This window comes from Mycobacterium sp. 1245499.0 (assembly GCF_001673615.1).
Lineage (GTDB): Bacteria > Actinomycetota > Actinomycetes > Mycobacteriales > Mycobacteriaceae > Mycobacterium > Mycobacterium europaeum_A.
Genome location: NZ_LZMG01000404.1, coordinates 1 through 20,379, shown reverse-complemented (window position 1 = coordinate 20,379; position 20,379 = coordinate 1). Strand labels below are relative to the sequence as shown.

At 67.4% G+C, this 20,379-nt stretch carries 20 protein-coding genes; 15 read left to right on the top strand and 5 right to left on the bottom strand.

Annotated elements, in window-relative coordinates; all coding sequences use genetic code 11:
• The first annotated feature begins 482 nt into the window (after window positions 1-482).
• From A5646_RS29265 to A5646_RS25385, 6 genes are all read left to right on the top strand, one after another.
• Window positions 483-665, top strand: coding sequence for a hypothetical protein (locus A5646_RS29265; RefSeq protein ID WP_156765709.1), 183 nt, complete (start codon window positions 483-485; stop codon window positions 663-665).
• 36 nt (window positions 666-701) lie between these two features.
• Window positions 702-2,324: a class I adenylate-forming enzyme family protein gene (locus A5646_RS25405; protein WP_067025161.1), complete on the top strand. Its 1,623-nt coding sequence runs from the start codon at window positions 702-704 to the stop codon at window positions 2,322-2,324.
• Window positions 2,311-3,084 carry a class II aldolase/adducin family protein gene (locus A5646_RS25400; protein WP_067025159.1) on the top strand — a complete coding sequence of 258 codons (774 nt, stop codon included), beginning with the start codon at window positions 2,311-2,313 and terminating at the stop codon, window positions 3,082-3,084. Before A5646_RS25405 ends, A5646_RS25400 begins: the two co-directional genes overlap by 14 nt.
• Window positions 3,085-3,193: 109 nt before the next feature.
• Window positions 3,194-4,462 carry an amidohydrolase family protein gene (locus A5646_RS25395; RefSeq protein WP_067025157.1) on the top strand — a complete coding sequence of 423 codons (1,269 nt, stop codon included), beginning with the start codon at window positions 3,194-3,196 and terminating at the stop codon, window positions 4,460-4,462.
• A gap of 276 nt (window positions 4,463-4,738) precedes the next feature.
• Complete coding sequence (locus A5646_RS25390; RefSeq protein ID WP_066866496.1) at window positions 4,739-5,209, top strand: GbsR/MarR family transcriptional regulator; 471 nt, start codon at window positions 4,739-4,741, stop codon at window positions 5,207-5,209.
• Complete coding sequence (locus A5646_RS25385) at window positions 5,206-6,027, top strand: class I SAM-dependent methyltransferase (RefSeq protein WP_067025154.1); 822 nt, start codon at window positions 5,206-5,208, stop codon at window positions 6,025-6,027. Before A5646_RS25390 ends, A5646_RS25385 begins: the two co-directional genes overlap by 4 nt.
• Before the next feature lie 4 nt (window positions 6,028-6,031).
• Here A5646_RS25385 and A5646_RS25380 read toward each other — a convergent pair whose 3' ends face one another.
• Window positions 6,032-7,051 carry a nitronate monooxygenase family protein gene (locus A5646_RS25380; protein WP_067025150.1) on the bottom strand — a complete coding sequence of 340 codons (1,020 nt, stop codon included), beginning with the start codon at window positions 7,049-7,051 and terminating at the stop codon, window positions 6,032-6,034.
• A 116-nt stretch (window positions 7,052-7,167) separates the two neighbouring features.
• Between A5646_RS25380 and A5646_RS25375 the strand changes: the two genes are divergently transcribed.
• Window positions 7,168-8,769: an arylsulfatase gene (locus A5646_RS25375; RefSeq protein WP_066866536.1), complete on the top strand. Its 1,602-nt coding sequence runs from the start codon at window positions 7,168-7,170 to the stop codon at window positions 8,767-8,769.
• Between the two features lie 28 nt (window positions 8,770-8,797).
• On the opposite strand, the gene A5646_RS25370 is transcribed toward A5646_RS25375, so the two are convergent.
• From A5646_RS25370 to A5646_RS25360, 3 genes are read right to left on the bottom strand one after another with little or no spacing between them, the layout of a single operon-like run.
• Window positions 8,798-9,463, bottom strand: a complete 666-nt coding sequence (locus A5646_RS25370; protein WP_066866501.1) for a class I SAM-dependent methyltransferase — start codon at window positions 9,461-9,463, stop codon at window positions 8,798-8,800.
• Window positions 9,464-9,501: 38 nt separating this feature from the next.
• Window positions 9,502-10,341 carry a sugar phosphate isomerase/epimerase gene (locus tag A5646_RS25365; protein WP_067025147.1) on the bottom strand — a complete coding sequence of 280 codons (840 nt, stop codon included), beginning with the start codon at window positions 10,339-10,341 and terminating at the stop codon, window positions 9,502-9,504.
• Window positions 10,338-10,946 (bottom strand): preprotein translocase subunit SecD, encoded by a 609-nt coding sequence (locus tag A5646_RS25360; protein ID WP_197497863.1) that lies wholly within the window; start codon window positions 10,944-10,946, stop codon window positions 10,338-10,340. The genes A5646_RS25365 and A5646_RS25360 overlap by 4 nt, the downstream gene beginning before the upstream one ends.
• Before the next feature lie 217 nt (window positions 10,947-11,163).
• On the opposite strand from A5646_RS25360, the gene A5646_RS25355 reads away from it, so the two are divergent.
• The 8 genes from A5646_RS25355 to A5646_RS25320 all read left to right on the top strand — a co-directional run bounded on the left by A5646_RS25355 (window position 11,164) and on the right by A5646_RS25320 (window position 19,869).
• Entirely contained in the window at window positions 11,164-11,847 is a 684-nt protein-coding gene (locus tag A5646_RS25355; RefSeq protein WP_067025143.1) for a TetR/AcrR family transcriptional regulator, read from the top strand.
• Window positions 11,848-12,096: 249 nt separating this feature from the next.
• Entirely contained in the window at window positions 12,097-13,299 is a 1,203-nt protein-coding gene (locus A5646_RS25350) for a cytochrome P450 (RefSeq protein WP_067025140.1), read from the top strand.
• Window positions 13,299-14,135: a mycofactocin-coupled SDR family oxidoreductase gene (locus A5646_RS25345; RefSeq protein ID WP_067025164.1), complete on the top strand. Its 837-nt coding sequence runs from the start codon at window positions 13,299-13,301 to the stop codon at window positions 14,133-14,135. Before A5646_RS25350 ends, A5646_RS25345 begins: the two co-directional genes overlap by 1 nt.
• A 29-nt stretch (window positions 14,136-14,164) precedes the next feature.
• Window positions 14,165-15,133, top strand: a complete 969-nt coding sequence (locus A5646_RS25340) for an enoyl-CoA hydratase/isomerase family protein (RefSeq protein ID WP_066866519.1) — start codon at window positions 14,165-14,167, stop codon at window positions 15,131-15,133.
• Window positions 15,134-15,152: 19 nt separating this feature from the next.
• Window positions 15,153-17,504 (top strand): CaiB/BaiF CoA-transferase family protein, encoded by a 2,352-nt coding sequence (locus A5646_RS25335; protein WP_067025137.1) that lies wholly within the window; start codon window positions 15,153-15,155, stop codon window positions 17,502-17,504.
• Entirely contained in the window at window positions 17,501-18,262 is a 762-nt protein-coding gene (locus A5646_RS25330; protein ID WP_067025134.1) for an SDR family NAD(P)-dependent oxidoreductase, read from the top strand. The genes A5646_RS25335 and A5646_RS25330 overlap by 4 nt, the downstream gene beginning before the upstream one ends.
• Window positions 18,263-18,281: 19 nt before the next feature.
• Window positions 18,282-19,559 (top strand): hypothetical protein, encoded by a 1,278-nt coding sequence (locus tag A5646_RS25325; protein WP_082984850.1) that lies wholly within the window; start codon window positions 18,282-18,284, stop codon window positions 19,557-19,559.
• Between the two features lie 127 nt (window positions 19,560-19,686).
• The gene (locus A5646_RS25320) at window positions 19,687-19,869 is read left to right on the top strand and encodes an excalibur calcium-binding domain-containing protein (protein WP_066866538.1); all 183 of its coding nucleotides are present in this window, start codon (window positions 19,687-19,689) and stop codon (window positions 19,867-19,869) included.
• Window positions 19,870-19,936: 67 nt separating this feature from the next.
• Here the strand turns inward: A5646_RS25320 and A5646_RS25315 are convergent.
• Window positions 19,937-20,379 (bottom strand): HNH endonuclease signature motif containing protein (locus A5646_RS25315; RefSeq protein WP_156765708.1); only part of this gene is annotated, 443 nt, incomplete at its 5' end.

Genomic DNA, 20,379 nt, shown 5'->3' with positions numbered 1-20,379 from the left:
GTTCGCCATGACCGACGACGAGGCGCTGGCGGCCGGCGCGGCGCCGGGCGAGAAACCCACCGCGACGACGAGCGCCGACAAGAACCAGCACGCCGCGCCCGCCCCGCCGAATCCCTAGCGCCGAACCCGCGGGTGGCTTTCCTATCATTTGGTGATGAGCGCCGGTGGGCTGAAACCCGTGGGTTCGCCGGCATTTACCGACGAGGAGTCGGCCCGCTTTCATGCCGCCGGCTGGTGGAGCGGGTCGACACTTTCGGATGCGGTGCGGCGAAACGCCGAACGCACCCCGGAGCGCCACGCCTACGTCGACCATGGCGGGCCGGCGTTCATCTGGCGCGAATTCGACACTACCGCAACCAGTTTGACTGAGACGCTGGCCGGAATCGGCGTGGCCCGCGGCGTGCTGGTTCTTGTCGGCGCTCGGCCGGCGCGGGTGTGGGGAGGGGCAGGTGGCGTTGCGCGCGCAGCCGCAATTGAGGCCGATGATGCAGCCGCCGCCTCCCCCGATGGGGTGCACCGGCAGGGCGCCGCCGGGAGCCGGCGGCGCGGGCGTCACGACCGACGACGAGGCGCTGGCGGCCGGCGCGGCGCCGGGCGAGAAACCCACCGCGCCGGCGAGCGCCGACAAGAACCAGCACGCCGCGCCCGCCCCGCCGAATCCCTAGCGCCGAACCCGCGGGTGGCTTTCCTATCATTTGGTGATGAGCGCCGGTGGGCTGAAACCCGTGGGTTCGCCGGCATTTACCGACGAGGAGTCGGCCCGCTTTCATGCCGCCGGCTGGTGGAGCGGGTCGACACTTTCGGATGCGGTGCGGCGAAACGCCGAACGCACCCCGGAGCGCCACGCCTACGTCGACCATGGCGGGCCGGCGTTCATCTGGCGCGAATTCGACACTACCGCAACCAGTTTGACTGAGACGCTGGCCGGAATCGGCGTGGCCCGCGGCGTGCGCGTGGCGGTCTGGCACGGCGACTGCGCGGCCATCCACGCGCTGTTCGTCGCGATCGAACGATGTGGGGCGGTGGTCGTCGGCATCGGTGCGCGGGCCGGCACCCGCGAGGCGACGGCGATTCTGCGCACCGCCGGGCCGAAAATCCTCATCAGCGATCCGCCCCGCGCCGGGGCGGCCGCGGACGTGGCGAGCGAACTGCGGGTGCCCCGGCTGGTGTTGGGCCACGAGGGCGGGACGCTTCGCCTCGACGTCGACGCAGAACCCAGGGCGCTGGACCGAGACGCCCAACTCGGTCCCGACGACGTCTTCCTGATCAACTCGACGTCCGGCACTACCGGGCTGCCCAAGTGCGTCGTGCACACCCAGAACCGTTGGCACTACTTCCACCAGAAAGCCGTCGCCAATGGGCGACTGACGCCCGACGAGGTGTTCCTGCCCGTCATTCCCACCCCGTTCGGGTTCGGGCTGTGGACCAGCCACACCACCCCGATCCACCTCGGCGCCACCGCGGTGCTGCTGGACCGGTTCACCACCGCGGCCACCTGCGAGGCGATAGCCCGGCACCAGGTCACCGTATTGTGTTGCGTCAGTACCCAGTTGACGATGCTGATGGCCGATCCGGCCAGCCGCGGTTACGACCTCAGTTCCCTGCGCGTGGTGTACACCGGCGGGGAGGCGTTGCCGTACCGGCCCGCGGCCGAGTTCGAGGAACTCACCGGCGCCAAAATCCTGCAGTTCTACGGCTCCAACGAAACCGGGATGCTCAGCGCGACAACCCTCGACGATTCGCGCGAGCACCGGCTGCGCACCGCGGGCCGGCTCATCCCCGAAATGTCGGTCCGGTTGTTCGACGGGGACCGCGACGTCACCGCCACACGGCGCGGCCAGCCCGCCTGCCGGGGACCGGCGACGAGCCTGGGCTACCTCGGCGGCACCGACCACGACAAGCTGTTCACCCGCGACGGGTGGATGCGCATGGGGGACATCTGCGAGATCGACGCCGACGGTTACCTGCGGGTCACCGGGCGTACCTCCGATTTCATCGTGCGCGGCGGCAAGAACATCAGCGCGAGCCAGGTCGAAGACGCCGTCATGACCCATCCCGCCATCGCGATAGCGGCCGCGGTCGCCATGCCCGACCCGGTGTTCGGCGAAAAGGTCTGCCTCTACGCCGAACTCACCGACTCCGCGTCCGTCGACCTGCCGGGGCTCGTCGAACACCTGCTGGCGCTGGGGGTTTCCAAGGAACTGCTGCCCGAACGCCTGATCGTTCTGGACGAACTGCCCCGCTCGTCCGGCGGAAAGATAGCCAAAGGCCGCCTGCGCGAGGATATTGGAGCCAGAATGGAGGCCGGTCATGAACGCTCCTAACGCACGGCGCGGCGGGTTGGAAGTCTGGGCGCCGTCGGTGGTGCCGCCCATCGGCGTGGACCTGTCCAGCGAGCAGGCGTTGGCCATCGCCTTCCGCCACCTGGCCGGCATCGGGTTCGCCGAGAACATGGCCGGGCACATCACCTGGCAACTCGACGGCCAAACGGAGATGTTCGTCAATCCATGGGGGCTGTGGTGGCAGGAGATCGCCGCGTCCGACATCTGCGTCGTCGACGCCGACGCGCGCGTGATCCGCGGACGCTGGGACGTCACCCCCGCCATCCACATCCACACCGAGCTGCACCGGGTGCGCGACGACGCCCGCGTGGTGATCCACAACCACCCGTACCACGCGTGCGTGCTCGCCGCGCTGGGCCGTCTGCCCGAACTGGTGCACCAGACGGGGTCGCTGTTCCTCGACGACCTGTGCCTGGTCGACACCTACGACGGCGAAATCGACAGCCCCGCGCGCGCCGCGGAACTCGCGGCCCGGATCGGCGGCGCCAACCTGACCATCCTGGCCAATCACGGCGTCATCGCGACCGGCCGCAACCTGCCCGAAGCCGTCTACCGCGCGGCATCCATCGAACGCGTCTGCAAGCTGGCCTACGACGTCCTGCTCACCGGCAAGGACCCGGTGGCAATGAACTGGTCGGACATGGCGGGCATGCAGCGCTCGCTGATCGAACGGGCTGCCGATGTCTACTGGGCCGGGGCCGCGCGCATGACCATCAAGGCCGACCCGGATGTGCTCGCGTGACCGTCGAGTGTGCACTCACGGCGGCGACACGCCGGCACACGCCGCCCCCACCGCACGCTGAACACCGTCAGTTCACACTCACAACGCCGCGCCGCAGGGGGATTGACGCGTGAAATCGATCGACGAGCTGGCCACCGACCTGAACTTCACCACGGCCAAGACCGGCGCCCAGCGCTCGGTCACCTTCCTGCCCGACCCGCCGCGGGCACCCCGGCGCTACACGGTGATCTCGGTGGACGATCACATCGTCGAACCCCCGGACACCTTCACCGGCCGGCTGCCCCGCAAGTTCGCCGACCGGGCGCCGAAAGTCGTCGAGACCGACAGCGGGGGACAGACGTGGGTCTATGACGGCAAGGAGCTGCCCAACGTCGGCTTCAACGCCGTGGTTGGACGGCCGGTGGCGGAGTACGGTTTCGAACCGGTCCGGTTCGACGAAATGCGCCGGGGCGCATGGGATATCCACGCCCGCATCAAGGACATGGACCTCAACGGCATCTACGCCTCGCTGAACTTCCCGTCGTTTCTGCCGGGCTTCGCCGGGCAGCGGTTGCAGCAGGTGACCGGCGACCGCGACCTGGCGCTGGCCTCGGTGCGGGCTTGGAACGACTGGCATTTCGACGTCTGGGCGGGGTCGTATCCGGACCGGATCATCCCCTGCCAACTGCCGTGGCTGCTCGATCCCGAGCTCGGCGCGAAGATGATCCGCGAGAACGCCGAGCGCGGCTTTCACGCCGTGACGTTCAGCGAGAACCCGGCGATGCTGGGGCTGCCCAGCATCCACACCGACCACTGGGATCCGCTGATGGCGGCCTGCGCCGAGACCGGCACCGTGGTGAATCTGCACATCGGGTCGTCGGGGTCGTCACCGTCCACCACCGCCGATGCGCCGCCGGACGTGCAGGGCGTGCTGTTCTTCGCCTACGCCATCTCCGCGGCGGTCGACTGGCTGTACTCCGGGCTGCCCAGCCGGTTCCCCGACCTCAAGATCTGCCTGTCCGAGGGCGGCATCGGCTGGGTGGCGGGGCTGCTCGACCGCCTCGACCACATGCTCAGCTATCACGCCATGTACGGCACCTGGCAGGCGCTCGGCGAGACCCTGACCCCCGCCGAGGTGCTGACCCGCAACTTCTGGTTCTGCGCGGTCGAGGACAAGTCCTCGTTCGTGCAGCGCGACCGGATCGGCGTCGACAACATCATGCTGGAGGCCGACTACCCGCATTGCGACTCGACCTGGCCGCACACCCAGCAGACCATTCACGAACAAATCGGTGATCTGCCACTCGAGGTCATCCGAAAGTTCAGCTGGGAGAACGCCTCTCGGTTGTACCGGCACCCGGTGCCGGCTGAGGTGCAACGGGATCCCGAAGCGTTCTGACCGGTCCGCGCGGGCGCCCGAGCACAATGCGCAAAAGCCGAAAATCGCCCGTTGCGTGGGTATCGCGCACAAGAGAGCCATCGCCCGTATCGCTTTCGTAACTTCGATCGTAACGAGGTGCCGGGACCTTAATCGGAATCGCCACCGGTCGCGATCGACAGCGTGCTGGGCATGCGGGCCGCCGCGGCGCAGGGGGCGGCCAGTTGACCTCACACTGGCCGACCTGACGTCCTATAAGCTACGTTTAGTACGTACTGAACGTAGTTGGGAGATTTGATGGCGCCGGACGAGGCCGAGTTCGTCGACCGCCTCGGGCTCTTCTTCGAGCTGCTCGGCGCCACCCGGACCATGGGCCGGGTGTACGGGTGGCTGTTGATCTGCGATCCGCCGCAGCAGTCGTTGACCCAGCTGACCGAGGCGTTATCGGTGAGCAAGGCGTCGATCAGCACCGTCGCCCGGCAACTGCTGGATGGCGGCATGGTGGAGCGGTTGCCCAGCCCCAACCGTCAGCACGTCTACCGCGTCAGGCCGGGCGGCTTCACCAGCGTCCTGGCGACTCAGCTGTCGCTGATGCGGTTGGGCATCGAACCCGCCGAGTACGCGCTGTCGATGCTGGGCGAGGACCGCGCCGAACAGCGGCAGCGCGTCGAGGATTTCCGCGATTTCTGTGAGTTCTGCACCCAGGCCTACGGCGAGCAACTCATGCGCATGTGGACCGAATACCGGGCGAAAAGGAAACAACCATGACCGCGACGGACAAAGTCGACTTCAGTTCCGTGTCCTGGGGATCGGTGGAGTGGACGAATCTCATCACGCTCTACCTGCGTGCCCACGAAAGCCGTTCGGAGCGGCCGATTCTGGGGGACAAGGCGGCCGCCGAAGCCGTGGACCGCATCGACTACGACTTCAAGCGAATCCATCGGATGTCGTGGCCGGCGGCCAATCAGTACCTCGTCGCGCTGCGGGCCAAGCAGCTCGACAACTGGTGCGCCGACTTCCTCGCCCGCCATCCGGACGCGGTCGTCCTGCACCTGGGCTGTGGTTTGGACGGGCGCGCGTTTCGCCTCGGTGTGCCGCCGTCGGTGACCTGGTTCGACGTCGATCAGCCGAGCGTGATCGGGCTGCGCAGCAGGCTTTACGACGATACCGAGAGCTACCGGATGATCGGCTCGTCGGTGACCGAACTGCAGTGGCTCGATCAGGTCCCGACCGGCCGTCCGACGCTGATCGTTGCCGAGGGCCTGCTGATGTACCTGCCCGAGGACGACGTCCGGCGACTACTGCAGCGGCTGATCGACCGATTCGCCGGCGGCGAAATGCATTTCGACACGCTGTCTGCCCTGGCGCCGCTGATGTCGAGGATCTTCACCCGGGGAATCATCAAATGGGGCATCCGTGACGCGGGCGAGATCGCGACGTGGAATCCGCGGCTGCGCTTCCTCGAGCAGACACCCGTGCTGGCCGATTACCAGCGAATCCCCTCGGCCGCGGTGCGGTTGATCTACCGGGTGACGTGGCTGACCGCCGGCCGCCACTACGACGTGCTGAACCGCTTCGAGTACTGATCGGTCACAGGTCGGAGGCCAGTCGGCGCAGGATGTCGGCGGCGGACTCCGCGGTCGCGTGCCGATATCCGGTGCCCGCCCAGAGGTGGACGAAGTCCGGCTTGCCCGCGGCCGCGGCGGCCTTGCGCAGCGGGCTGGTCAGGTAATGGATGGCGGGGTAGCCCGGTGGCGCCTCGGCTTCATGGGCCTCGATGAACGCGTTGCGCAGGCCGCGGGCGGGCCGGCCGGTGAAGGCACGGGTCAGCACCGTCTCGGTGTAGGCGGGATCGATCAGGGCCGCTTGATGAGTGGCCGAGGCGCCGCTCTCGGTGGCGCGCAGCAGCACGGTGCCCACCGCCGCTGCGGTCGCGCCGGCGCGGATCACCTCGGCCACCGCGGCGGGGGTGGCCAGCCCGCCGGTGGCCAGCACGGGCAGGGGCACCCGCGCGACGACCTGCCGGACCAGGTCGACGATCGGCACCGGCGTCAACGGCCGCTGCGGCGAGAGGGTGCCGGAGTGCCCACCGGCGTCGACGGCCTGCACGGCGAGCATGTCGACGCCGGCGTCGTACGCCTGCGCCGCCTCGTCGGCCGTGGTGACCGTCTGGACCACGACGCTGCCCGCCCGTCGCAGCGCGGCGATCACGTCGCGCGACGGTATGCCGAAAGTGAACGACACCATTGGAACGGGGTCGTCGAGCAACAGCGCGATCTTCTCGTCGAATTTGTCGTTGTCCTCGATCGGTTCGGGCGGCAGCGTCAGCCCGAACTGGTCGGCGTCGGCCTGCACGATCGCCGCGTAGGCGCGGTAGCGTTGCGGATCGACCGGCACCGGATTGGGCGCGAAGACGTTGACCCCGAACGGGATTCCTTCGGCGCGAACGGCTTTGATCTCGGCCTCGATGGCCTCGACGGTCTTGTATCCGGCCGCGAGCAAGCCCAGGGCGCCGGCGCGGGAGGCGGCCGAGACCATGGCCGGGGTGGTCGGGCCACCCGACATCGGAGCCGCCACCAGCGGGATGGACATTCCAAACTGCGTCAACATCTACTTGCCCCTTCGCTGTTCGCAGTGCGGGCGGATAGAGCCCGCCTCGACAGTATCGACGTCGAGCGGGTGCGCATCATTCCGCCATGGCGACCGACCTGGCAGGATGCTTGAGCGTGACGCGCCCCAACTTCCTCGTCATCGTTGCAGACGACCTCGGGTTCTCCGATCTCGGCGCATTCGGCGGCGAAATCGAGACGCCCAATCTCGACCGGCTGGCCCACGCCGGTGTCCGGCTCACCGATTTCCACTCGGCCCCGGCCTGCTCGCCGACCCGGGCCATGCTGTTGACCGGGACCGACCACCACATCGCCGGCATCGGCACGATGCTCGAGGTCGCTTCCCCGGACTTCCGCGGCGCACCCGGGTACGAGGGCTACCTGAACGACCGGGTCGTCGCCCTGCCCGAACTGTTGCGCGACGCGGGATATCTGACGCTGATGTCGGGCAAATGGCACCTCGGCGCCACCATCGAGACCTCGCCGTGGGCGCGCGGCTTCGAGCGCTCGTTCGCCCTGCTGCCAGCCGGCGCCAGTCACTACGGCGGAGCGGGAGCGCGCGGATTCTCGCCCGTGCCAACGCTTTACACCGAGGACGACCGGTTCGTCACCGTCGGTGACGACTTCTATTCTTCGGACGCCTACACCGACACGCTGTTGCGGTATCTGGATGAGCGCGACGCAGACGACGACCGGCCGTTCTTCGCCTATCTACCGTTCCAGGCTCCGCACTGGCCGCTGCAGGCGCCCGACGAATCCATCGCGAAATATCGGGGCCGCTACGACGCCGGGCCGGACGCGCTGCGCGAGGAGCGGCTGGCCGCACTCAAGCGGCTCGGCCTCTGTGCGCCCGACGTCGTCGCACACCCGGTGGTGGCCGACGGCGCGCCCGAGTGGGCCGACATGACCGACGAGCAGCGCGCGCGCTCGGCGCGCAGCATGGAGGTCTACGCCGGGATGGTCGACCGGATGGACCACAACGTCGGCCGGGTCATCGACTACCTCACGGCCAGCGGCGAACTCGACAACACCGTCGTCATCTTCCTGTCCGACAACGGCGCCGAGGGCGCGATCGTGGAGGCGATGCCACTGCGCGGCCCCCAAATCGCCGCACAGATCGAAAAGCATTGCGACAACAGCCTGGAGAACCTGGGCCGGCCCACGTCGTTCATCTGGTACGGCCCGCGCTGGGCGCAGGCCGCCACCGCGCCGTCGCGCCTGCACAAGGCGTTCACCACCCAGGGCGGGATCCGCGTGACCGGCTTCGTCACCTGGCCCGGCTTCGCCCGCCAGCAAGAGATCGGCACCGCGTTCAGCACGGTCATGGACATCGCGCCGACCCTGCTGGAATTGGCCGGCACCACGCACCCGGGCACGTCGTACGGCGGGCGCGAGGTGGCGCCCATGCGCGGCCGCTCACTGGTGGATTACCTGACGGGCGCCACCGAGACCGTGCATGACGCCGACACCGGCACCGGCTGGGAGTTGTTCGGCCGCCGCGCCATCCGCCAGGGCGACTGGAAGGCGCTGTACCTGCCCGCGCCGTACGGGCCGGGCGACTGGCAGCTCTACGATCTGTCCGCCGATCCCGGTGAGATCGACGATCTGGCCGCCTCCCGGCCCGACAAGCTGGCCGAGCTGCTGGCGCTGTGGGATCGCTACGTCGAGGAAACCGGCGTGATCCTCGACCCCATCTCGGTGTACGACCTGCAACTCTGAGGACGCTGACCGTAACGTTCGCTAGGGATCACCCGCTGGGTCTTCGGGCCTCGAACAGCTCGACCGCACCGCTGTGCCGTGCCGCCAAGACTTCGAGTCCCGCGTCCGCCAGCCAGCGTTGCACGTCACCGGCCCGGGGCGTATCGCCGAAAAAGCCCGCCGCCCGCAGCGCGGTCACAAAACGATCCTGGCGCCAGCCGCGACCGCGTACACAGGTGCTCCCGCGAAGAATCCCACCCGGCTTCAGCACGCGGGCGAGTTCGACGACCGCCGCTCGTGGGTCGGGAAGACAGTGCAGACCGTTGAACGTCAAGGCCAGGTCGAAGGTGTTGTCCGGGAAGGGCAGATCCGTGATATCGGCATCGGTGAACTCCATCAGGTCGGCCACGTCCAGCTGAGTTGCCCGACGGCGTGCCCGCCCGAGCATGTCCGAGGAAATGTCGGCGGCCACGTAGCGGCAATCCTGCCCGGGGCGCAGCCCGCGAAAGGCAAATCCGCCACCGCACGGGATGTCCAGCACACGGGCGCCGGCGGGAGCTTCACCGACGCGCCGAACCACTTCCAGCAGCTCATGTAACGCCAACCCCCACAACGCTTTTGCGCCCACCGCAGCGACGCTGTCATGCATTGCGGCCGTGTTGTACAACGCCGATGCCACCCGAGCCGCACGCCAGCGCTCCGTTACCTGCCCCATCCGCTGACCCTAACCGGAAACTCGGGGCTACCGCTGCGTTACCCGGCCTGAACCTCCGACAGCAAGCGGCGTGCGGCCTCGACGCACGGACGTAGGCGGTCCAGCGGGCTCACCCCCGCCAACGCCAACGATCGCCGCGGCACTTCGATTTCGACCACCGTATCGGCGGGAAGCGCGGCAAGCAGGTCGTGCAGCGGAAGTTCGCCCTCACCGGGAACCATGCGCTCGAACATGGCCTCCTCCAGGTAGTTGTCGATGCGCGGCCGCAGCGTCGTGTCGTTGAGTTGGGCGTAGCCGATGCGATCGGCATCGATGGCGGCCAGTTCGGCGGCGCCGGAGCCCGACCGCACCAAGTGCATGGTGTCGATCAACAAGCGGAATTCGCGGCGTGCGACGTGTTCCGCGGCGGCCAGGGCGGCGCTCAGGTCGCCGATCGTCAGGCCGGGCACCGGTTCGACGACCGTCTCGATATTGCGCTGCGCCGCAAGCTCGGTCAGTGCGGCGAACTGGTCAAGGGTCCGGGCAAGGTCGGGGTCCACGCTGACCACATTGATTCGGGGGACACCGAGCTCGGCCATCACGTCGAGATCACCGCGCAGGGCGCTGACGTCGGCGCCGGGAACCACCAGAAACCCGTCGCCCAGCGAGATGCCCACGCCCCGATCGCGCAGCGCCGCGAGCAGGTCGCCGCGCAGCGCGGCGTCGTCCTTCAGCGAGAAACGAGGATAACCCAGCGGTACCAGCGGCATCCCCTGCACGGCGACCGAGATGTGGCGGCATCCCAGCTTCGCGGCGAGACCCACCAATTCGATTGGTGGCAGCCCGAATACGCTGAGCATGCCGATGCCGAGGCGGTCCGCCCGCCCCGATGGTGTCATGCGGGGCGGCCCACAAGTTGCGCCAATTGCGCAGCGCCCTGGGCCGTTTGGGTGGTCAGCACGATCCGCCCCGAGGTGGCCGGTTGCTCGATGATCGGCGCCTCGAGCACCATGTTGTCCCGGATGAAGGCCATGTGGTCTTGCAGATGCTCGCCGGTGAATGCGGCCCAGGCGGCCGTCGACGGGGGATCCAGCACAAGGGTCAGTTCGTAATAGTCCGCAGTCAACGATTTCGGCGGGTCCACGTGCACGAGGCCCAGTTGCATGGTCTCGGGGCCCAACGTGTAGACGGTGGTTCGCCCGATGTCACAGGTGGTCAGGGTGTCCGTCGGCTTGGTCGGGGCGTTCGGATCGGTGGCCGGGCACTTGACGGCGGGAGTCGTGGGCTGCGACTTCGTCACCGGCCGCACCGGCAATGGGGCGATCTTGACCACCGGTGGGGGTGGCGGTGGCGGGGGCGCGATGGTGCTCGGCGGCGCGGTGGTCGATGAGCTGGACGGTGCGGGCCGGTGCGCGTGCTGGCAGCCGCTCATCGCGGCGGCGAGCAGGCCGAGCGACCCGAGCCAGGCGGCGGCATTGCGCACGCGCAAACGACGGTGAATCATCCGGACTGACTCTACTCGCCGGCCATTGGTTTTCCGTCCGACGGGAAGCCTTGCACCGCAATTTCTTTGGTGTGTATTAGCGTGGAACGTCGAATTCGGACACCCCGAGTCGGCGCCGTCGTCGGGGATGAGCTGCCTTTATCCGACACCCTGGCGCGGTGGAGAATGTGCCCTTTACCGACACTATAAATATAGAGTATGGTCGCGATTCAAGCTCATGGACAGACGACGAAAACCCAATCCCGCCGAGCGCCGCCGCGACCTGTGCGACGCGGCAATTCAGCTGTTGGCCGATGACGGGGCCAAGGGATTGAGCCATTTGAAGGTCGACCGCAAGGCCGGAGTGCCGGACGGAACGACCTCGTTTTATTTCCGCACCCGATCGGCGTTGCTGCGCGCGGTGGCCGAGCGCTCCGCCGAGCTCGACCTCGCCGAGCTGCAGGCGATCGCGGACAGCTCCGATGCCGACGCCGCACGTCGCGCACCGTCGCGGTTGTCGCAGGTCGTCATCCAGGCCGGCAGCGATCCGCAGCTGTACCGAACCAGGGCCCGTTACGAGCTCACCATGCAGGCCACCCGCGACCCCGCATTGGCCGCGATCCTGCAGCAGGCCACCGACGAGTTCACCAAGCTGCACCGGGAAATCCTGGTGCAGCTCATGCCGCACGGCGCCGACCTGGATCCGGCCGTCGTCGAGGATCTGAGCAACGTCACCCTGACGTTCATCAACGGTCTGCTGCAGCGGTTCGCCCACGGCGACCGGATCATCGACAGCGCCGAACAGCTCGACGGGATCCTCTCGGCGATCGCCGCCGGGATTTTGAGGAGTTCGGACAAGGGGCGGCTCACCCAGACGGGTGGTCTGCGGCAGTTGGGCCGCGGGGCGGCCGGGTCGGGATGAGGGCGCCGACCGGACACGGCGCACCGGGCTCTGGCTCTTGCCAGGGCGTCCGCTGTATGGTTCTCTACGACAATAGAGTAAGCCCACGTTCATGCGTCGTTTTCTCCCGCGCTCGCGCAGCAGTGACAGCGACGCAATTAAGCGGAGTGTATAAATTGCCCGGACCGAATCCAGCGCTGCAACGCTGGCAGCGCTAGCCCTGGTGCAGGTAATGCGGGTACCGAAAAGTGCAGCGGTAGGAGGGTTTTCGTGACGGCGAGCACCGACAGCAGTGTTCGGTTCGATCCATACGATGTCGGGCTGATTGCCGACCCGTATCCGATGTTCGCGCGATTGCGCGAAGAGGCTCCGCTTTATTTCAACGCCGAATACGACTTTTACGCGGTGAGCCGTTACGCGGATGTCAGCAAGGCGCTCGTTGACCATGAGACGTACAGCTCCGCGCGGGGCGCCATCCTCGAGCTGATCAAGGCGAACCTCGAGATCCCGCCGGGCATGTTGATCTTCGAAGACCCGCCGATTCACGACGTGCACCGCAAGCTGCTGTCGCGGATGTTCACCCCGCGCCGGATCGCCGCGCTCGAGCCGATGATCCGCGACTTCTGCGCGCAACTGCTGGATCCGCTGGTGGGATCCGGACGCTTCGACTTCGTCACTGACTTGGGTGCGCAGATGCCGATGAAGGTGATCAGCATGTTGCTCGGCATCCCGGAGGACGACCAGGAGTACATCCGCGACCGCGGCAACGCCCAGCTACGCACCGAGGCCGGCAAGCCGATGGACGCCGCCCAGCATGGCCTGTCCGTGGGCGAGCAGTTCGAGGCCTACATCGACTGGCGCGCCGAGCATCCGTCCGACGACATCATGACCGAACTGCTCAACGTCGAATTCGTCGACGAGACCGGTACCACCCGCCGGCTGTCCCGCGAGGAGATCCTGGTCTACCTCAACGTCGTGGCCGGTGCCGGCAACGAGACGACGACACGGCTGATCGGTTGGTCCGGAAAGGTTCTCGCCGAACACCCCGACCAGCGTCGCGATCTCGTGGTCAATCCTACTCTCATCCCGCAGGCCATCGAGGAGTTGCTGCGCTACGAGCCGCCCGCCCCACACGTGTCGCGGTATGTCACCCGCGACGTCGTGGTGCACGACGAGACGGTGCCCGAAGGCAGCGTGATGATGATGCTCATCGGGTCGGCCTGCCGCGACGAGGCCCAATTCGGGCCCGACGCATCCGAATTCAACATTCACCGCGGGGTCCGCCCGCATCTGACCTTCAGCATGGGCACGCACTTCTGCCTTGGCTCGGCGCTGGCCCGTCTGGAGGGCCGCATCGCCCTGGAGGAGATCCTGAAGCGATTCCCCGAATGGGAGGTCGACCTGAACAGTGCCACCCTCAGTCCAACCTCCACGGTGCGGGGCTGGGAGTGTATGCCGGCGCTGGTGCCGTGATGACCGGCCGGGTCGAGGGCAAGGTGGCTTTCGTCAGCGGTGCCGCCCGCGGACAGGGCCGCAGCCACGCCGTGCGGCTGGCGCAGGAGGGCGCCGACATCATCGCGGTCGACGTCTGCGGGCCGATCGAGCACCTGGCTTATCCCCACTCGACACCGGAAGACCTCGCCGAGACCGCGGATCTGGTCAAAAACCTCGACCGGCGCATCGTCACCGCCCAGGTGGACGTCCGCGACTACGACGCGCTGAAGGCCGCGGTGGACGGCGGGGTGGAACAGCTCGGTCGCCTCGACATCATCGTCGCCAATGCCGGCGTCGGGACCGACGGCAGAAAGCTGCACAAGATCCGCGAGGATGTCTGGCAGGACATGATCGACATCAACCTCAGCGGCGTCTGGCACACGGTCAAAGCCGGTGTGCCACACATCCTTTCGGGCGGACGCGGCGGGTCCATCGTGCTCACCAGTTCGGTGGGCGGCCGCAAGGCCTACCCGAACACCGGTCACTACATCGCCGCCAAGCACGGCGTCATCGGCCTGATGCGTGCCTTCGGCGTCGAGTTGGGCCCGCACCTGATCCGGGTCAACTCCGTGCTGCCCACCCAGGTCAGCACCACGATGGTGATGAACGACAACACCTATCGGCTCTTTCGTCCCGATCTGGAAAATCCCGGACCCGACGACTTCGCCCCGATCTCGCAGATGATGCACACACTGCCGGTGCCTTGGGTGGATGCCATCGACATCAGCAACGCTGTCCTGTTCCTCGCCTCTGACGAATCTCGTTATGTCACCGGCGTTTCGCTTCCCGTCGACGCGGGCAGCTTGCTCAAATAGGCGCTAACCCCCAGTGAAAGAAGAAGCCCATGCCTGAATACGACTACGAAAAGCTGAAGAAGGAAGCCGAGCAGTACATCAAGTTCGAGAAGGACAAGAAGAACCGGATCGCCTACATCACGTTCAACCGCCCGGAAGAGCTCAACTCGACCACGCTGGGCATGCGGCAGAACTACGCGGACCTGATCCACAAGTGCAACGTGGACGACGACGTCAAGGTGGTCGTGATCCGCGGCGAGGGCCAGGACTTCGGCAGCGGCGGCGACCTACCCGAGCAGCGCCCGATGCTGGAGAACCCGGGCCTGCCGCTGCACCACGAGTTGGCGATCAACGACGACGACGTCAAGTACCCGCCGGGCGGCTCGTACCGGTACCTGTCCACCGTCACCGACTTCTACGCCAAGGCCCGCGCCGGAAACCGCCCGCTGCAGGAGCTTCGCAAGATCAGCATCATCGAGGCCAAGGGCTACTGCTACGGATGGCACTTCTATCAGGCCGGCGACGCAGACCTGGTGATCTCGTCCGACGACGCGCTGTTCGGGCACCCCGCCTTCCGTTACGTCGGTTGGGGACCGCGGCTGTGGTGGTGGGCCGAGACGATGGGCCTGCGCAAGTTCTCCGAAATGCTGTTCACCGGACGGCCGTTCAGCGCGAAGGAGATGTACGACTGCGGATTCGTCAACAGTGTGGTGCCCCGCGACCAGCTGGAGGCCGAGACCGAGAAGTACGCGCTGGCATGCTCGAAGTCGCGTCCGACCGACACCGTCGCGGTGCAGAAGACGTTCCTCGAGCTCTACAAGCAGCACAAGGGCGAGTACTTCGGCAGCCTGCTGACCGGCATGGTCGAGGGCATGTTGCCGATGATCAAAAACGACGCGGAAGAGGTCGACCTGACCGGGGGCACCTTCGAAAAGGGTCTGAACAATGTGGTCAAGGACAACGACCTCAACTTCCCGCCGGAGTGGCGCCTGAGCCGCTCGGGACGCGCGAAGCCCTGACCGATTTGGCGGGGCGTACATGTCCGCGCTGACGGGTATCAGGATCGTCGAGTTAGCCGAATCCGTCGCGGGCGAGTATTGCGGAAAGCTGCTGGCCGACTTCGGCGCCGAGGTGATCAAGATCGAGGCGCCGAAGCGCGGCAGCGCGACCCGCGCCATGGCGCCCGTCGTTGGCGACGGTTGCGAAGGCAGCGCCCTGTTCGCCTACCTCAACACCAACAAGCGCTCGGTCGTTCTCGATCTCGGCTCGGCGGCCGACATCGAGCGGCTGCACCGGCTCATCGACACCGCCGACGCGGTAGTCGAAGGCTGGACCGCGGGCTGGTCCGCGCAACACCCGTCGGTGGTCTGCTGCTCCATCACCCCGTACGGCGAAGGCGTGGCCGCCGAGTTCGACAATGCTCGCAGCATCAATGTCTTTCACGCCAGCGGCTGGGGATATCACACGCCGAGCCACCCCGACCCGACCAAGCCGCCGCTGCAGGGTCCCGGCCGCTTCCTGGCCGACTACGAGGCGGGGCTGGAGGCGGCGCTGTGCGTCGCGTCGTCATTGTGGGGACGTCTGCACACCGGGAACGGCGAGTTCATCGACATCTCCGAGCAGGCCGTGCTGGTGTCGCGCGCCGATTGCATCCTGGGCCGCCTCGTCACCGGCGAGGTGCCGGCCGACGGTGAGCGCGGCGATTACGATCAAGCGGGGCCGGCCTCGTTCTTTGCCTGCACCGACGGTTTCGTCTACTTGTACATGACCAGCAGGTCCCACTGGGCCGGGGTGAAAAGCCTGATGGGACAACCCGACTGGCTGGACGGGTTCGAGGACGACTGGCTGGAGTTCTCCGTCACCGCCGAGAAGGTCACGGCATTTCAGCGCGGCTTCGCCGCATGGGTCGCCGGCCTCGCCAAGGAGGAGGCCTCGGAACGGGCGCAGCGGCTCGGTGTGCCGCTGGTGCCCGTCAACGGCGCCGCCGACCTGCACCAGTCGCCGCAGTACCGCCATCGCGGTTTCTTCCAGCGGGTCCGCCATCCGGTGTTGGGTGACGCTGCGTATCCCACGGTGCCGTATGCGTTCAGCGCCTCGCCCGCCCGGATCACCGGCGCCGCACCGCGGCTCGGCGAACACACCCGCGCGGTCATGGAAAGCATCGACGCTCCGCGCGCCCGGCCGGTGGTCAGGCCGGCCCAACTCAAGCCACCCAAGAACCCGCGGGGCGGACCGCTGGAAGGGGTGCGCGTCGTCGCGCTCACCAAGGTGTGGGCCGGCCCGTACGCCGGAAAGCTGCTGGCGATGCTGGGCGCCGAAGTCATCAAGATCGAGACGGCCGACAGCCCCGAGGAGATGCGCGCCTACGGCGGCACGGACATCAACCATGCGCCCTACTTCTTGAGCATCAACCCCGAGATCCTCAGCGTGAACCTCGATATCAAATCGGCCGACGGGATGGCACAGCTGCGGGAGCTGATCGCCCGCAGCGATATCGTCCTCAACAACCTGCGCCCCGGCGCCATGGAACGCCAAGGCCTGGGGTACCGACAGCTCACCGAGATCAAGCCCGACATCATCTCGGTGTCGATCAAGATGTGGGGCAACGACGGGCCGCTGGGCCACCAAACCGGTTATGCGCCATGCTTTGCCGCGCTGGCCGGACCGGCAGCGCTGGTCGGCTACCCCGGCGGCCCGCCGCTGGGGACCAGCATGCGCTACGGCGATTCGACGGTCGGGGCCGCCGCGGCCTATGCCGCCGTGGTGGCATTGCTGCATCGCGAGTTCAGCGGCGCAGGGCAATTCGTCGATGTGTCGGCCGTGGAGACGCTCTCCTCGATGATCGGTGACTGCCTGTTGGAGCAGTCGCTGACCGGCCGGCAGCTGGGTCCGGCCGGCAACAACCATCCCGACATGTGCCCGCACGGCTGCTACCCGTGTGCCGACGGCGCCTGGGTCACGGTGGCGGTCGCGACCGACGCCGAATGGCTCCGGTTGTGCGAGGCGCTCGACGCCGCGACGCTGGCCGACGATCCCCGCTACGCGACGGGCGATTCGCGACACCGGCACGCCCGGGCGCTCGACGCGGACCTCGCCCGGCTCACCCGAGACCAGGACGCGGAGCGGCTCGCGCAGCACCTGCGCGCCGCCGGGGTGCCGGCCGCCAAGAGCGCCACTTCGGTGGATGTGATTGGGGATCAACGGTTGTGGGACCGAGAGCTGTACCGGTTCGTCACGGATCACCGCGAAGGTCAGCGGCCGGTGCTCGGGCCGTCCTGGCGGATGGCGCGTTCCCCCGCGCGGATCGCGCGCGGCGCGCCGGACCTCGGCGAGGACACCGACTACGTTTTACACGAGATACTCGGCACGCAACCGACGGGCGGAACATGACGACACTGGCGCGCGCAGCGGCCCTGGTCACCGGCGCCAGCAGCGGCATCGGCGCGGCGACGGCCCGAGCGCTGGCGGCGCAGGGCGCGGCGGTCGCCTTGCTGGCGCGCCGGGCCGACCGGCTGGAGGAGCTGAAGGCCCAGATCGAATCCGTCGGTGGGACAGCGCTGGTCGTGCCCGCCGACGTCACCGATGCCGAACAGGTGGCGTCCGCGGTGCGGCGCACCGTCGCGGAGCTGGGACGCCTCGACATCCTGGTGAACAACGCGGGCCTGATGCAGTCGGCGCCCGCGACCGAGGCGTCGCTGCGTGATTGGGACCAGATGGTGTCGGTCAACGTGCAGGGCGTCCTCTACGCCACGCGCGCGGCGCTTCCGCACCTGATCGAGGCGGCCGCCGACGCGCCGCGCGGGGTCGCCGATCTGGTCACCATCAGTTCGACCGCCGGCTGGGTCGCGCGGCCGAACACCGCGGTGTATTCGCTGACCAAGTTCGGGGTGAACGCCTTCAGCGAGGGCCTTCGCCAAGAGGTGCTGGGCAAGCGCGTCCGGGTCGGGGTGGTGGGCCCCGGAACCGTGGACACCGAGATCTTCAGTCACCTGGCCGAATCGTCGCGGGAGGCGTTCGAACGGCAGACGGCCGGCATGGTCATGCTGCGGCCCGAGGACATCGCTGATGCCGTGTTGTTCATGGTGACGCGCGACCGCCGGGTGGCGGTCAATCACATGTTGGTGCGCTCGGCCGAACAGACCTGGTAGCGGCGTGGCTTCGGACTGGGTGATCGGTGACCACCACGGATTGCCGTTCCCGGCCGACCCCGCGTCGTTGCGCAGCGGCGGGGCGGGGTTTATGACCGAGGCGTTTCGGGCCTCCGGGGTGCTGGATGGCAACGGCGTGGCCCGGATCGGCGACTTCCGCGAGATCAGCGGTGGCAGCACCGGACGCAAGGCGGTGCTGTCGGTCGAATATGAAAGGCCCGCAGCGGGTCTGCACACCGACCTGTTCGTTAAGTTTTCCCGCGATTTCCACGACCCGGTGCGCGACCGCGGAAAGACCCAGATGCAGGCCGAGGTTCGGTTCGCCTCCTTGGCGCGAGCGCCCGGATTCCCCATCGCGGTGCCCAGCCCGCAGTTCGCGGACTACCACGGTCCGACCGGTACCGGGATATTGATCACCGAACGAATCCGCTTCGGCACTAACGGGATCGAGCCGCAATACCACAAGTGCCTCGACTACGAGATGCCCAATCCGCTGGAGCATTACCGTGCGCTGCTGACCGCGCTGGCGCGGCTTGCCGGCACGCACCGGTCCGGCCGGCTGCCCGCGGACCAGACCGCGCACTTTCCGCTGGATGTGCAGGCCGCGACGGTGGGGGAGCGGGTGCTGCTACCGGCGGGCAAACTGGAACGGCGGATCGACCGGCTGGCCGAGTTCATCCGTACCCATCCCGGGCTGGTGCCCGCCGGCACCGGCTCACCGGAATTCCTGGCGCGCATGGCCGATGAGGCGCCCCGATTGGCGCAGTATGAAAACACGGTCGCCGATCACCTGGCCGCCGACGCCGACTACGTTGCGCTGTGCCACTGGAACGCCAACATTGACAACGCGTGGTTTTGGCGAGACGCCGACGGCACGCTGCGCTGTGGATTGATGGACTGGGGATGCGTCAGCCAGATGAATCTCGGCATGGCGTTGTGGGGAGCCATGTCCGGCGCCGAAAACGACATGTGGGACACCCATCTCGACGACTTGTTGGAACTATTTGTCGCGGAGTTTCAACGCTATGGCGGTCCGCACCTGGAGCCGGACAGGTTGCGCCGGCACACGCTGCTGTATGCGGCCGTGATGGGTGTGGCCTGGCTGTTGGACGTTCCGGCGTTGCTGCGCAGGCGATTCGACGCCGCGCCGAGCAGCCGCACGGACCCGCGGATCAGGGCCGACGAGAGCGTGCGGGCGCCCCTGCAGATGCTGTCGAACCTGCTGTTGCTGTGGCAGCGGTACCGCATCGGAGACCTGCTCGACGAGGCACTCGCCGAAGGTGTTCGACTGAGCTAGCGCCCGACCTCGGGCGCCGGTCCAGATCATGCTTCAATTCGCCTCCGAAATGTAGTGCTCACGATAAAATCCATCCGCACACAGGAGGATTGAGCTACCAATGATGACTCGTCTGGTTATGGCGGGAATGGCCGCAACCGCCATGTTTGTCGGCATCGGCGCGACCATCGCGCCCCCTGCACAGGCAGGTCCGCCCTACAGGAACTGCAGCGAAGCCCGCAAAGATGGCCGGTACAACATCCCCAGGGGCGATCCCGCTTACCAGCAGAAGCTGGACCGCGACAACGACGGTATTGCTTGCGAGTCGTAGCACTGCCGGTCAGCGCACCTCGGAAAGGCTCCACCGCACCCTGCACTTGCACAACGAGTTTCGTGTGCTACGGCTCACCGTCGTCTCCGTCGCGCAGGAGTTTTTCGGGGTGGTGGAAGGTGTTGGTGCGGGGTTGGCCGGTGTCGAGGTGTGGGGGTGGGATCCATTGGGTGTCGCCGTGGGTGTTTTTTCGGGTGGTCCAGCCGCCGGGGCGTAGTAGGCGGTGGTGGGGGCCGCAGGCGAAGGTGAGGTTGTTGACGTCGGTGGTGTGGCACTTGCTGTAGTCGGTGACGTGGTGGACTTCGCAGTAGTAGCCGCCCACGGTGCAGCCGGGGCTGCTGCAGCCGCGGTCCTTGGCGTACAACACGATTCGTTGGCCGGGTGAGGCGAGGCGTTTGGTGTGATAGAGCGCCAGGGCCTTGCCGTTGTCGAAGATCGCCAAATAGTGGTGGGCGTGGCGGGCCAGGCGGATGACATCGCTCATCGGCAGCAGGGTGCCGCCCCCGGTCA